Origin of the sequence: Staphylococcus carnosus, from assembly GCF_900458435.1 — a bacterium.
Classification (GTDB): domain Bacteria; phylum Bacillota; class Bacilli; order Staphylococcales; family Staphylococcaceae; genus Staphylococcus; species Staphylococcus carnosus.
Map to the genome: position 1 here is coordinate 2,468,311 of NZ_UHCT01000001.1, position 14,241 is coordinate 2,482,551.

Annotated in this window: 15 protein-coding genes; 12 read left to right on the forward strand and 3 right to left on the reverse strand. The window is 36.4% G+C overall.

The window, feature by feature from the left end; all coding sequences use genetic code 11:
- Positions 1 to 95 precede the first annotated feature (95 nt).
- From gltC to DYE31_RS12105, 7 genes are all read left to right on the forward strand, one after another.
- Positions 96 to 980, forward strand: coding sequence for a glutamate biosynthesis transcriptional regulator GltC (gltC, locus tag DYE31_RS12075; RefSeq protein WP_012664133.1), 885 nt, complete (start codon positions 96 to 98; stop codon positions 978 to 980).
- Positions 981 to 1,199: 219 nt separating this feature from the next.
- Positions 1,200 to 2,312, forward strand: a complete 1,113-nt coding sequence (locus DYE31_RS12080; protein WP_012664132.1) for a YibE/F family protein — start codon at positions 1,200 to 1,202, stop codon at positions 2,310 to 2,312.
- Positions 2,309 to 3,100 carry a YibE/F family protein gene (locus DYE31_RS12085; RefSeq protein ID WP_012664131.1) on the forward strand — a complete coding sequence of 264 codons (792 nt, stop codon included), beginning with the start codon at positions 2,309 to 2,311 and terminating at the stop codon, positions 3,098 to 3,100. The genes DYE31_RS12080 and DYE31_RS12085 overlap by 4 nt, the downstream gene beginning before the upstream one ends.
- 110 nt (positions 3,101 to 3,210) lie before the next feature.
- Complete coding sequence (locus DYE31_RS12090; RefSeq protein WP_012664130.1) at positions 3,211 to 3,483, forward strand: hypothetical protein; 273 nt, start codon at positions 3,211 to 3,213, stop codon at positions 3,481 to 3,483.
- Between the two features lie 126 nt (positions 3,484 to 3,609).
- On the forward strand, positions 3,610 to 4,200 hold the full coding sequence (gene merB, locus DYE31_RS12095; protein ID WP_012664129.1) for an organomercurial lyase: 591 nt from the start codon (positions 3,610 to 3,612) through the stop codon (positions 4,198 to 4,200).
- A 92-nt stretch (positions 4,201 to 4,292) separates the two neighbouring features.
- Positions 4,293 to 5,138: a patatin-like phospholipase family protein gene (locus tag DYE31_RS12100; protein ID WP_012664128.1), complete on the forward strand. Its 846-nt coding sequence runs from the start codon at positions 4,293 to 4,295 to the stop codon at positions 5,136 to 5,138.
- 88 nt (positions 5,139 to 5,226) lie between these two features.
- Complete coding sequence (locus DYE31_RS12105; RefSeq protein WP_012664127.1) at positions 5,227 to 5,517, forward strand: HesB/YadR/YfhF family protein; 291 nt, start codon at positions 5,227 to 5,229, stop codon at positions 5,515 to 5,517.
- Between the two features lie 66 nt (positions 5,518 to 5,583).
- On the opposite strand, the gene DYE31_RS12110 is transcribed toward DYE31_RS12105, so the two are convergent.
- Entirely contained in the window at positions 5,584 to 5,952 is a 369-nt protein-coding gene (locus DYE31_RS12110; RefSeq protein WP_012664126.1) for an NUDIX hydrolase, read from the reverse strand.
- A 169-nt stretch (positions 5,953 to 6,121) separates the two neighbouring features.
- On the opposite strand from DYE31_RS12110, the gene DYE31_RS12115 reads away from it, so the two are divergent.
- On the forward strand, positions 6,122 to 6,418 hold the full coding sequence (locus DYE31_RS12115; protein ID WP_012664125.1) for a HesB/YadR/YfhF family protein: 297 nt from the start codon (positions 6,122 to 6,124) through the stop codon (positions 6,416 to 6,418).
- 104 nt (positions 6,419 to 6,522) lie between these two features.
- On the opposite strand, the gene DYE31_RS12120 is transcribed toward DYE31_RS12115, so the two are convergent.
- Entirely contained in the window at positions 6,523 to 7,539 is a 1,017-nt protein-coding gene (locus tag DYE31_RS12120) for a LysM peptidoglycan-binding domain-containing protein (RefSeq protein ID WP_012664124.1), read from the reverse strand.
- Positions 7,540 to 8,006: 467 nt separating this feature from the next.
- On the opposite strand from DYE31_RS12120, the gene DYE31_RS12125 reads away from it, so the two are divergent.
- Positions 8,007 to 10,691 carry a 5'-nucleotidase C-terminal domain-containing protein gene (locus DYE31_RS12125; RefSeq protein WP_012664123.1) on the forward strand — a complete coding sequence of 895 codons (2,685 nt, stop codon included), beginning with the start codon at positions 8,007 to 8,009 and terminating at the stop codon, positions 10,689 to 10,691.
- Between the two features lie 80 nt (positions 10,692 to 10,771).
- Here DYE31_RS12125 and DYE31_RS12130 read toward each other — a convergent pair whose 3' ends face one another.
- Positions 10,772 to 11,560, reverse strand: coding sequence for an arylamine N-acetyltransferase family protein (locus tag DYE31_RS12130; RefSeq protein WP_012664122.1), 789 nt, complete (start codon positions 11,558 to 11,560; stop codon positions 10,772 to 10,774).
- A gap of 166 nt (positions 11,561 to 11,726) precedes the next feature.
- Between DYE31_RS12130 and DYE31_RS12135 the strand changes: the two genes are divergently transcribed.
- From DYE31_RS12135 to DYE31_RS12145, 3 genes are all read left to right on the forward strand, one after another.
- Positions 11,727 to 12,260, forward strand: a complete 534-nt coding sequence (locus DYE31_RS12135; RefSeq protein ID WP_012664121.1) for a TetR/AcrR family transcriptional regulator — start codon at positions 11,727 to 11,729, stop codon at positions 12,258 to 12,260.
- A 119-nt stretch (positions 12,261 to 12,379) separates the two neighbouring features.
- Complete coding sequence (locus DYE31_RS12140; RefSeq protein ID WP_012664120.1) at positions 12,380 to 13,270, forward strand: beta-keto acid cleavage family enzyme; 891 nt, start codon at positions 12,380 to 12,382, stop codon at positions 13,268 to 13,270.
- A 1-nt stretch (position 13,271) separates the two neighbouring features.
- On the forward strand, positions 13,272 to 14,240 hold the full coding sequence (locus DYE31_RS12145) for a 3-hydroxyacyl-CoA dehydrogenase NAD-binding domain-containing protein (RefSeq protein ID WP_012664119.1): 969 nt from the start codon (positions 13,272 to 13,274) through the stop codon (positions 14,238 to 14,240).
- Position 14,241 lies beyond the last annotated feature (1 nt).

A 14,241-nucleotide genomic window follows, 5' to 3' on the forward strand; every position in this document is an offset into this window, starting at 1 on the left:
GATAAGTATTATGATATAGAAGGCTATTCCTCTGTTCAATATAAATATTAGATGATATTATTCTAATTATTAGAACAATAAGCGGGGTGCAGAATATGGAATTTAAACAACTCAAATATTTTATAGAAGTCGCAAAACGCGAACATTTATCAGAAGCAGCTTTAGAACTGAACATCGCCCAATCCGCAATCAGCAGGCAAATTTCTCAATTAGAAGACGAACTGAATGTCTCTCTTTTCAGACGAGAAGGCAGACATATTTACTTAACCGAAACAGGCCAACGTTTTCTTGCAGAAGCTTCAAAAATTGTTGAACAAAGCGAGCAAACTTTAAAAATGTTTCAAAAAGAACAAGAAATTGAGTCAAAACACATTAAAATCGGTTATATTGAAAGTTATGTCTCAGAATTACTGACACTGCTCATTCAAAAATTTGAAAATGAATATACAACAACGCTTTTGCCTTTAATGAAAGATAATAAAGAGCTCCTTCATATGCTGCTCACAAGAGATATAGATGTTGCATTTATGGATTTATCTTCAGATTTAAAACGAAATAATGATTTAATCATTACACCTTTATTTGAAGATTCTTATGTATTATATGTTCCAAAGCAAGATCCATTAGCATCTGCAACGCACCCTCCGCTTAATCAATTAAATCAAAGCACGCTTTTTTCTTTATCTGAAATGCCGGATGCGCTCATTCAGCAAATAGAACATGCGACAAGAAACCATGTATATCGTATTTCTTCTACTCGTCTAGCCAGTTATCTCTTAAAGAAAAACCGAGGCTATGTGTTGGCTCCTCAGTATGCCTTATTGAAAGAAAATGATGCTTGGGCACGCTTATCTTTAAACCATACTGAATTAAAGCGTACAATTTGTGCGGTAATTCATAAAGATAACCACAAACCTGAATTAAAGGCGTTGCAAGATGAAATCAATGCTTTATTATCACATACATCTGTTTATCATTAACATGTTCAAAAATCTTTCTCTGGCACGACTGAATCCTTCTCATGTACATTTATGGCAGTCTCATCTTTATTTTAAAGAAGACAACCAAATGGTTTATTCATGTTATTTCTTTTAATGAAAAAACTATTCTTCTATATAATCATTGGAATTCTCAATTTATTAAGCGTATAATCGCGTTGTCTATTTAATCTATACAAATTCATGAGGTGTTTTAACATCATGTCATATAAAAATAAATTGAATCAGCCTTTTACATGGGTATTACTTATCTTTATAGCGCTTTTTATAGGAAGTTTACTATTCACCTTGAATAATGCACGTTTTTATCACATGCCGATAGGTGAAGTTACAAAGGTTAAACACTTGAACACGGAACAAGTTACTGATGAACATCATAATAAAGACACAAAACATTCTGACGAACTAACAATCCGAGTTCTGAACGGTAAATTCGAGGGTCAAATCGGTCACATCAATAATACTTACTATGCATCCCAAGCCGATTCAGAAAAATTCAATACACATGACAAAATACTTTTGCATATTAATAAACATCCAAGTGATGCAAATATTATTGAAAAAAAGCGTGATACTTTAGTTGTTGCAATGACGGGTCTATTTATCTTTATTGTATTGTGGGTCGGGCGTAAAGTTGGTATTCAGTCCATATTGTCACTCGTTTTCAATACAGCAGCTGTCATTGGTGCGATTGCCATACACAATACATTTCCAAATACGAGCTTGTTCTTGCTTATGAGTATTGCAGTTATTCTAGCAACAGCTGTAACCTTGCTATTAGTAACAGGATGGCATTGGCGAACCGCTATCACCATCGCAAGTACACTTGTCGGCACTTTCTTATGTGTAGGTATCGCAGAAATCGTCATTCGCTCTACTGGCGGATCCGGCATTAAGTATGAAACGATGAGTTTCTTGACCTTGCCGCCTAAGGAAGTCTTCTTAGCTTCAGTAATCGTCGGCACACTCGGCGCTGTTATGGATGTAGCCATTACCATTGCCAGCGGTATGTATGAAATCTGGAGACGTACGCCTGAAATTGATATGACACGTTGGGCTTTAGCAGGTCGTAATATCGGTCAAGATATTATGGGAACAATGACTAATATCCTGCTTTTTTCATACTTAGCAGGCAGTCTGCCGATGATGTTGATTTATCTGAGAAATGCCAATACGATTACCTATACTATTTCTATGAACTGGTCTTTAGAAATTGCACGTGCGTTAATCGGTGGAATTGGTATTGTTTTAACAATCCCGATTACAATTGTACTAATGCAGCTTTGGGCAAAATTGCGAGGTGAACGTGTATGAATGCAGTATTAATCCTGGCTTTAATCCTTTTAATTTTGATGGTTATTTTCGGAGGTAAGAAAGGTGCCGTTTCCTACGGCATGCTCTTTCTCAACTTTTTAATGGTGCTTATTGCACTCGTAGCAATTGTCTTAAAATTACCGATTCCAATCGTAGCGATACTCTTTTGTATCACAGTTGCCAGCCTTAATTTATTTGGGTTGAATGGTTATAATGTAAAAACTCAAGCTGCCTTTATTGGGACTTGTATTACAACCGCCATCCTATTAGGCGTTATTTACTTTGCTGTAGCAACTGGTCACTTACAAGGTTTTGCGACTGAACAACAAGATGAAACCTACGTTTATTCGATGAATATCGGTATTAATATGATTCAATTTATGGTTTTCACTACCGTACTCGCGGTTATTGCTGCAGTAGTGGATTTAGCAATTACCATTAGTTCACCGATGTATGAATTGCACGAAACAAATCCAAATTTGGGTCGTACAGAACTTTTCCAATCTGGAATGCGTGTAGGACGAGAAATATTGGCAACTTCAGCCAATACTATTTACCTCGCCTATTTCGGGGGTCAGTTAACACTTTTCTTCTGGTTCTTTAAACTCAATTACTCATTTGGCCATATCATCAATGCCAAAATCTTCACAGAAGAATTTGTATCTATTTTATTCGGAGGTATCGCAGTCGCCCTCAGCATCCCAATTACCGCTTGGATTACTGCTTGGCTCATTCATCGTCATCCTGACAAAACAGCAGCGCAATCAACTTCGGACAAACAACTTTAACTTGAATAACCCTTTGGTGATGAAGGTTTGCGTGAGTGTAATCGTCGTCTGAAATGGTAATGAATGTTATAATATATGATACTGAAAAAATTGAAATAAGGAGGCCATAAATGATGGCAAAACAACCTAAATCAAACTTACGTCGTTTATCCAACGTTTTAAATGTAGTTGGGTTCGGTATTGAAATCTATAATAATGTCAGCCATACTAAAAGCCGTAAATTATCACAAGTCGGTCTAGCAATTAATGTAATCGGTGGAATTCTTGATTTCTACACAGCATTAAAATCAGGCCGCTTCCTAACTAAAGTATTTTCATTCAGCAACTTAATAGCGGTATTCGCAACATCTTACAACCGCTTCAAAGCTTTGCGCAGTAAATAATAAATACTAACAAGCAGTTCGTTCATAAAGCGAGCTGCTTAATTTTTTGCACTTTTTCACTATAGGCTTTAAACTTAAATCGAAATCATTACGCTTAACAAAACAACATAGAAGGAGCGGTTAAAAATGAAGACATTTAACTTTAAAGCTAAACTTAATTCAGAAGAACAACAACTTCGTAACGAACTCATTCAACATATATTAAAAAATCCGACTACAGCTATTCCATTTGAACCTAAATATATTCCCTTATTAGAAAAGCATGTACTCAATATTGAAGGCGATCAAATCACTTGTCTTTATCCCTTTTCTTTAAACCCTACTCACTTTAAAGTAACAATTCCCGATTATGATCAAACTGTTGATGCTATGTGTGCTATCGATGCAATTGGAGTGTGCGATACACTTAGAGTACCAATCAAAATAAATGCAGTATGTGCAGAAACAAACACACCTATTCAATTATCTGTAGACAATAATGAAATTAAAAATCTTACAAACTACCCTAACCTTCGTGTGCTTTACAAAGATTTATGTTCAGATAGTCAATGCTCTGTTAATTGCTGTCCTTATATTCAATTTTTTAAAGATGAAGAAGCTTTAGAAGCCTATTATGTAAAACACATTGGAAATGCTTCTACGATTTCACAAGATGCTTCATATCATTCATTGTCACTTCAACAAGCGCGAGAAGTTGCTCAAAAACTATTTGTCTAATCCTGTTAAAATCATGCTTAATACCGATGGATATCAGCCTTTTAAAAGTTATAATAAAAATAATAATCTGTGTACATTAAAGGAGTAGAGTCATGAAAAATACATTAGTATTAGGTGGCGGAGGCCAATTCGGAATTGCTTGGGAATTAGGATTACTATATGGCTTAAATACAAAAGATATTAATTTAAGAAAGATGGATGCAATTATAGGAACATCTGCTGGTTCACAAGTCGGCGCTGCAATTGCTTCTAATTGGAATTGGGATAAAATTTGGCAAAATCAAATCGAATTGACGATAAATGAAGAAAATCCTGAACCCAATATGCATAAGGTTTTTGAGAAATATAACCAAATTTCAAAGCAAGCAAAAGATGGAGATGAATGGGTGGCATTGTTATGCCAATATGCAAAAACACACGTTACTCGCTTAGATGAAAATGTCCATATTCAACAAATCAAAAATAGATTCCAACAGATTAATTGGGGCGCTAATCTCCATATAACCGGCACAAACATTGATACTTATACGCGAAAAGTTTGGAAAGCAGAAGATAACGTTGATATTTATAAAGCCTTAAGTGCAAGTTCTTCCTTGCCTGGTGTGTGGCCGCCTACTACTATTAATGAAAAACTTTATTCTGACGGCGGATCATATTCTATGGAAAATGCAGATCTTGCTATTGAGGCTGAAAAGGTCATTATCCTTTCACCTCATTTACCAGTGGATACTCCTCTAAGTCTCGAAGATCAAATCAACATACTTAAACAGCATAATACAGAGGTATTAGCGATTACTCCAAGTTCAGAAGTCTTACAAAAATTAAAAGTACTCGGCGGCAATACTGTTGACCCAAGTATCAGAAGAGGAATTGCTGAAGCAGCCATACAACAAGGCATCGCTATTAAAGATAAAGTAAAACAGTTTATAGAAAAATAAATGAATTATCATCAGTCTTATACCATAAATAGTCTTAATCGATTAAAATAAAATGATATAGACAAATGAGAAAACAAGGAGGATGAATATGAAAATCCATATAACAGACGATGCTTTAAAATGGTTTAAAGAAGAAGTTGATTTAGAACCAGGAGGCAAAATTAATTTCTTTGTTCAAACATATGGAAGCAGCAAGTTGCATGACAACTTCACATTAGGATTTAAATTCGATCCGAATGACAAAAATGCTTCCGCTGAAACTACAGTTGAAGATATCAGCTTTTATGTCAATGAATCAGATGAATGGTTCTTCAAAGGTTTTGACTTATATATCGAATATGATGCACAAAAAGACGAAATTGATTATGATTTCAAATAAAAATATAAGGATATGGACGATGTGTACTGCCCCCCGAAAGTTCAACTTTTGGGGGCACTACAATGGTCACATATCCTTTTTATGTTTTTCAATCCATTTTAAAACTGTTGGTGCAATTTTCTCTGTATCCTTCTTGTCTACCCAACCTAAATCTGTGATTTCAGAAGCTGGACGAAGCGTTTCCCAATCAACTTCACAAAGCACGCGGTAACAGTTCAACTCTGTTTCTTCATTTTTTTGCGGATATGCCGGACCAATTACCGTATCAATGTATTCAAGTTCTGAAGGTATGAGGTCAAGATTCAATTCCTCTGAGATTTCACGAATGAGCGCATCAATTTTACCTCCTGGAAAATAATATTTCGCACGGTGATGCGCTTGTACTAAAAGTATTTGCTTCTCAGTTTCTGCTACCAAACATACACAACGTATCATGAAAAACGGCTCCCCTTTTTTCTTAATGATTATTTCCTAATAGTATATCAAATTTTATATCTGCTTTGACGTAAATCTGCTATAATCAAATTGGATAGTGATTTAATTCATAATCTAGCTGATATATTATTTAAATTACATCACGAAAAACATCTAGGAGGAATATAATATGAAAATCGAAGTAACAGATCAAGCTTTAAAATGGTTTAGAGATGAATTGGACTTAGAACCAGGAGATAAAATTAATTTCTATGTACAAACTTATGTACACACAGGATTACACGAACATTTTACAACTGCTTTCAAGATTGAACCTCATGATAATAATGCATCAGCATCAGTTACTATTGATAGAATTACTTTTTATATTAATGAATCAGATGAATGGTTCTTTAAAGGTCTTGATCTATTGGTTGAATATAATCCAGAAACTGATGAAATTGAATATAAAAACACACAATTATAAATTAATCAGAATGCTGAGTTCTCAGCATTCTTTTTTACGCAAAAAAGCCAGAGGTCCTAAAACCTCCGGCTTGCTAGAAAGATTTATTATTATATCTGCACAGATTAATGAATGTAATTGAAGTAGCCTTTTTGGCTTGCTGGAATTGTACGATATGTTAATATACCGGGGCTGCTTGTATAATTCATTTCTGAAATCAAAATACTTCCATCCCCATTTATACGCTCAACAAATGCTACATGACCATAGTATCCAGCATCCGACTGTAAAATTGAACCTACTGTCGCATTATGATCGACAGTATAGCCGTCAGCACGTGCACCATCGTCCCAGTTATTCGCATTCCACCAGTAAGTGCTGATACCTTTACCGATTTGTGCTCGACGATTAAATGCATGCCATGTACATTGTCCCCAATCGTACAAGTTTGAATGATTAAATACAGGTGTATAATAACCGCCTGTTCCTGTAGATGCTGCTGGTGATGGTGAATTTGTCACTGTTGCAGTAGATCCTGTTACTTTTAATTTTTGGCCAGGGAAAATCAAGAAACTATTTAAACCATTCAAGTTCATGATATTTTGATATGTTGTATTATATTTAGAGGCAATCAAAGACAATGAATCACCAGGTTGAACAGTATATGTTGAACTTGTCGCTGTTGTAGTTGTTTGCGTTCTAGTTGTTGAAGTATTTGAAGATGCTGGTGCTGTTCCAGACACTTTCAATACTTGACCTGGATGAATTAAGAAACTATTCAGGCCGTTCAACTTCATAATATTTTGATATGATGTCCCATATTTAGAAGCAATAAGTGATAAAGAATCACCTGCTCTCACAGTATACGTTGAGCCGCCTGAAACAGCTGAACTGTTTGATGTATTGCGACTCGTTGACGCGCTTGAACCAGAAACCTTAAGAACTTGGTTTGGGAAAATCAAGTTAGAGTTTAGGTTATTAAGTGATTTTAAATTCGCGATAGACGTATTGTGACGTTGTGCGATAGACCATAATGAGTCCCCGCTTTGAACTCTATATGTTGCTGCATCAGCAGCTCCTGCAGTAGCTATCGCAGAAACCGCTCCTGTTCCGATAACAGCAGCTATAATTTTCTTTTGCAATGGAATGCCTCCTGACAATTTTATATTCTATCTATCAGTGATATAGTTCATTTATATCTTTGCCCTTGAATGATGAACGCACTGATAATCATCTCTCTTTTCCACCTATACACTTAATTATTATACACATTGTTAGCTCACTTAATATGTTTATTAGATGACAAGTATATTACAATTCGTTTTTTTCTTTTAAAAAATGAATATAGTAAGCGTTTTCATTTTTGGTATATAAGGCTTAACCACACTGCCTGTCGAAATAATTCCAAGCTTTTCAAGCGCATGATAAACATTCTTTTTTCTTTGTTATTTTAATTTCAATACCTCTCTCCTATATTTTTGTTAAATTTTACAAAAAGCATACCTTTTATTAACAACAGTATTGTTAAAATAAAATTATACAATTTCTCTAATACAACATTAGATATATGAAGAAAATTGTATAGCAATAAAATATTAGGAGGACACTCATGCATAAGACACTACTTAAAACGTTGTTTTTTGTTTTAGCTTTCTTTGTATTATTCCATGTTTCAGCTTTCGCAGCAGAAATTCCTGCTAAAACTGCAAATCAAGCAACTGTCGAAAACACTGCTGAACCACCCCAACAAAACACAGTTCAGACAACTGCAACAACGGATTCAAAAAGCAATACTGATTCGACACAGACAGGAACGTCAGATGGCCAAACACATGCAACACCATCTGCGCCTTCAACAACCTCTTCAAAAGCATTAGTTGCTACTTCTGACAATAATGGTACTCAATCAGCAACAACAGATACCACAAATCCAACTATTGCTAATAAAGATGTACAAACAGAAGGCAATAACGCTTTATCTCAAGAGAAGAACACAGCTGCAACACAATTAAAAGCACCGCAGCCAAACCAACAAGCAGTAGGCCAACAGACAGCAAAAGCGCAGTCTGCTCCTTCTGCAAATCAGGTTCAAACACAACAATTGTCAGCTCCCGCTTCACAACAACCTGCAGCATCTTCAAATCAAGCTGCTGAGACACCTGCACAAACACAACAGGCACCTCAACAAGCAAAGATTCTGCATACCAACGATATGCACGGCCGTATTTTAGGTGAAGATGGACGTGTCATCGGAATGTCTAAATTGAAGACAATTAAAGAACAAGAGCATCCAGATTTAATGTTGGATTCCGGAGATGCTTTCCAAGGTCTGCCAATTTCAAATAATACAAAAGGTGCTGATATGGCTAAGGCGATGAATAGTGTCGGTTACGATGCAATGGCAGTCGGCAATCATGAATTCGATTTTGGTTTAGATCAAGCGGTAAAATACAAAGATCAATTAAATTTCCCGATTCTTTCAACGAATACATATAAGGATAATAAATTGCTTTTTGACCCTTATACAATCGTGAAGAAAAATGGTATCCGTTACGGCATTGTAGGTGTGACAACACCTGAAACAGCAGTAAAAACACATCCTGACAACATTAAAGGGGTAACATTCACTGACCCTATACCGGCAGTACAAAATACTTTGAATCAAATGAATAACCAAGCTGATATCTTTATTGTTTTATCACACTTAGGTGTAGATCCATCTACCCAAACAGCTTGGCGTGGAGATACATTGGCAAATACATTAGCACAAGATCCGCTCTTTAAAGACAAAGAAATTTTTGTATTAGATGGCCATTCACATACGGTTATCCAAAATGGAAAAATAAATCAAAATACATTACTCGCACAAACTGGAACAGCATTAGAAAATATTGGCAAAATAACTTTCGATTATACAAACGGTAAAGTTGAAAATGTTCATGATTCATTAATTAATGTGAAAGATACAGCAGATGTACAACCTGATGCTGAATTACAAAAAATGATGGATGAAGCAAAAGCAAAGTTTGATAATCAAGTTTCAGAAGTTGTAATCCCAAATAACCCTATACAATTTGAAGGTGAACGTGACGACGTACGTTCTCATGAAACCAATTTAGGCGATGCGATAACAGATGCAATGGAAGCATACAGCCAAAATGGATTTTCTCACCCAGCCGACTTTGCAGTTACAAATGGCGGAGGTATCCGTGCTTCGATTGAGAAAGGCAAAGATGTCACTTTAGGTGATATCATCACAGTTTTACCATTCGGTAATACAATCTCTCAAATTCAAGTTAAAGGTACAAATGTCCAAAAGATGTTCGAACATAGCTTAAGTGCACCTGTTCAAGATGGAAAATTAGGTGCAAACGGCGGTTTCTTGCATATTTCAAAATCGATTCGTGTTTATTATGATATGAATAAAGCACCAGGCTCACGTGTATTAAAAATTGAAGTTTTGAATAAGCAGACAAATCAATTTGAAGCCTTAGATCCTGAACGCACATATTATATGACAACAAATGATTTCACTGCTTCTGGTGGTGACGGTTACGATATGTTGGGCGGCCCACGTGAAGAAGGTGTTTCTTTAGATAAAGTTTTTGCAGATTACTTAAAACAAGCAGATTTATCACAATATGCATCGAATGATGCCAGCCGTATCATTAATGGAAAGCCTCCTGTCGCAGAAACTGGAGACAAATCAGAATCAAATACAGTTGATAACAAAACAAATAATGATACTAAAGTGGATTCATCAGAAAATACGCTGATTAACAACCCTAATGAAGCAGCTGTCGGAGAAGAAGTTGTTTCAAACAATAGTAATAGCACGCTTATAGAAGATGATAAAAACGTATCGCACAACGACATGGTTGCAGAAGGCGCAATGATTGATAACAATACTGCAATCAACCAACTTGCAGTAATACACAGCAGCTTGCCAGAAAAAGATAATAACCAAACTGATAACAGTGTTTATAGTAACAACATCAACCAAAACAATGCACCGACAGCAAACACTCAATATCATGATATGTCAGACATCAAGTATACTAATGCTTTCAGTGATACTAAAGCACCGGCAGCAGAACCCGCAAAACAAACACAACAATATGTTGCAAACAGCAAAGTAATTGCGTTCTCATCTCAACAAAAGCAACATAAAAATAGTGAATTGCCAAATTCAGGACACTCTGAACCTCACAATTCACCTATCATTCCAATATCACTTATCTTATTAGGGGCTGGTACATTGTACTATAACCGTAAAAAAGATGCAGCAGCTTAACATCAGCACGCTAATGCAAGCGGATCTCTTTCTTCATATGGGATTTGCTTGTGTTTTTAATTTGTTCACTATTCAACATCTTAGGTATCAAATGTCGAAATTTTCATCTTAGGAATTCCAAAATATTTTGAAAGAAACGTTTCATAATTGCCAGCATTAACATCTAAAATTGTTTTCTTCCCTTCAGATAAAACTGTAAGATGTCGTTCTGTCATTGTATGACGTCCTGCTTCAGTCGCTTTAGTAATAAGCAGCCCTTTTACAAATGGTGATTTAGGATTGTGCTGATTAAAATCAATGCCTTTTGCAAAATCATCCAGTGTTTTCGGCTCATACAATGCGCGATACTGAATTTTCCATTCATCTTCAGTTTCCGACCATTTTTCCACATCATAATGTGCTTCATCTACGAACACTACTCTGTAATCCCCTATTACATCATGCATCCCCTTTTTCGGGCAATCATGTAACAGAAGTGCAAATTTAGGCATATCTCCAAAACCAATATCAACGACATATTCTACTTTATCGATTGTCACAATTAATGACATATGCGAACCTTCTAACGCCCAACCATTCGGACTCATAACTGTTGCAGACATCGCTTCTGCTTTAAATCCTTTATACTCTAAATAATGTTTGAAAAAATAATTCATTTCATAACAGAAACCTCCACGATGCTCATCCACTACTTTGTGCATCATCGCATCATCTGTTAATGCTAATGGCCAACCATTTTGAACATTGATATCTTCAAAAGGTACATGCAGCATATAATGGCGAATCAAATGGTTAAGCGTAGTTAAATCCACAGCTTCTTTTCCTATTTCCACCTCTAAATACTGATCTAATCTTTGAAAATCAGCCATTTCAACGCCTCCTTTCTTTCACTATATCATGGACAAACGAGAACACGATAAGAAGGAATCTTATGACTTCTGTTAAATTAAATATTACAATATATTTAAAAGGCATATTGGACGAAAAACATGGATGTATTAAAATAAAACTATAAAAAGAAAGGGTGGAACAGGCATGGACAAAAGTAAAAAGCGTGCAGATTTATTACAAGCAGCGATTGATATTGTAAATGAACAAGGGACTAATTATCTGACATTAGATGCCGTTGCCAAAAGAGCAGGTGTAAGCAAAGGCGGCCTATTGTATCATTTCGAAAGTAAACAGGCATTGATTCAAGGACTTGTTGACTATGCAAATACGCAATATCGTGAAAATGTAGATAAAAATATTAGAGAATCTGAAGATTCAGGTGCACTTTTGCGCGGATATATTGAAGCAACCAGAAAACATCGCGATGAAAACGCAGCAGTGACTTCAGCAATATTAGCAGCTCACAGTAATAACAAAGCCCTTCTCTCTCCATTACAAGAAACATATCAAGAATGGCAATCTGACATTGCTTCTGACCAACAAGATAACGTAGATGCCACAATTATACGCTTAGCGATTGATGGTTTATGGTTGTCAGAAATATTTGGATTGGATGCAATTGATGAGAAAACACGTGAAGCCGTATTAGATCGATTAATTGAATATACACGTAAATAATAAGCTTGTTTTGGTTCTTTCCAAAACAAGTTTTATTTTTGGGTTGAAAAAATACCGTCCAGTTGGTACACTACTTAACGTTGAAAAAAAATCAATTGGTTGAGGAGGCAAATTCAATAATGAAAAAAGTAATGTTAACTGCAGCAATTACAGGTGCAGGCGATACAACTGAAAAAAATAAGAGCGTGCCTGTCACACCTGAAGAAATGGCAGATTCAGCTATAAAATGTGCACGTGCAGGCGCTACTGTTGTGCACTTACATGCACGTGATCCTGAAACTGGCGGTATCAGTCACGATACAGAAATGTTCCGTGAAGCAGTACGCTTAATTCGTGAAGCAGAAGAAGATATTGTTATTAATATTACATCTGGGGGCGGCGGTGATTTTATCCCGAACCAAGCAGACCCTTATACAGCAGGTGAAGGTTCTGATATGCAGACACCTGCAGAACGTCACGAACCAATCGGTGCATTACTTCCTGAAATGTGCACTTTAGATTGTGGCAGTACAAACTTTGGAGATATGGTATATATCAGTCCAGCAGACTGGTTGCGTGAACAAGCGAAACTAGTTCAAGAAGCAGGCGTCAAACCAGAATTAGAATGCTTCGACAGCGGTCATATCCGCTTCGCTAGACAATTAATCGAAGAGGGACTAATTGACGGCGAGCCTATGTTCCAATTCTGTTTAGGTATTCCGTGGGGTGCAGATAACGACCCTGAAACAATTGAATATTTCAAGACACGTTTACCTGAAAATGCTCACTGGTCAGGTTTCGGCATTGGCATAATGCAATTACCTACTGTTGAAGAAGTAGCAAAACGCGGCGGAAATGTACGTGTTGGTTTAGAAGACAACATTTATCTTTCTAAAGGTGTTAAAGCAACAAATGAACAACTTGTTGAAAAAGCAGTAGAAATTTTAAAAGACCTTGATATTGAGCCAATGACACCTGTAGAAGCACGTGAGAAATATAACTTAAGAGACCCCAAAGGAGGACAAAACTAAAATGAAATTTGCAGTTGTTGGAACAGGTGTAATCGGCAGCGGATGGATTACACGTATGCTCGCACATGGACATGAAGTTATCGCAACAGACCCTGGCGAAGGTGCTTATGAAACAATGTTGGCACAAGTTAAACAAAACTGGCCTTATGCTGAGCGCATGGGATTGGCACCAGGTGCATCTATCGATAATCTGACTTTCACACCTCATTTGGACGAAGCTGTAAAAGATGCTGACTTAATCCAAGAAAATGTACCAGAAGTTGAAGAAATCAAAGATAAAGTACTTACTGAAATTGATTTTTATGCAAAACCAGATGCCATTATCGGCTCTAGTACATCAGGTATCATGCCTACAGAATTACAACAAAACCTTAAACATCCCGAACGTCTTGTTGTTGCACATCCATTCCATCCGGTTTATATTTTACCGCTTGTAGAAATTGTACCTGGTGCACAAACAAGCGAAGCTACTGTCGCAAAAGCAGAAGAAATCTATGAGTCTATCGGCAGTGATGTATTACATGTCCGCAATGAAATCGAAGGTCACATTGCAGACCGCTTGATGGAAGCCTTATGGCGTGAATCATTGCATATTGTCAATGAAGGTATTGCAACAACAGAAGAAGTCGACAAAGCCTTTACACATGCTGCTGGTTTACGTTATGCACAATATGGTCCATTCATGACTTTCCACCTTGCAGGCGGAAACGGCGGTATGCGTCATATGTTGAAACAATTCGGACCAGCATTGAAAAAACCATGGACAAAATTAATTGCACCAGAACTTACAACTGATCTTTATAATGCAGTTGTTGAAGGTTGCGAACAATCATCAGCAGGCCATACAATGTCTGAACTTGATCAAAAACGTAACGAATTCTTAGTCCGTGTTAAAGAACTTGCACAAGAGTATTGGCCAGAAAACAGCGCGTATATGAAAAAACGTACTGCTGGCTATGCGGAGGTTTAAA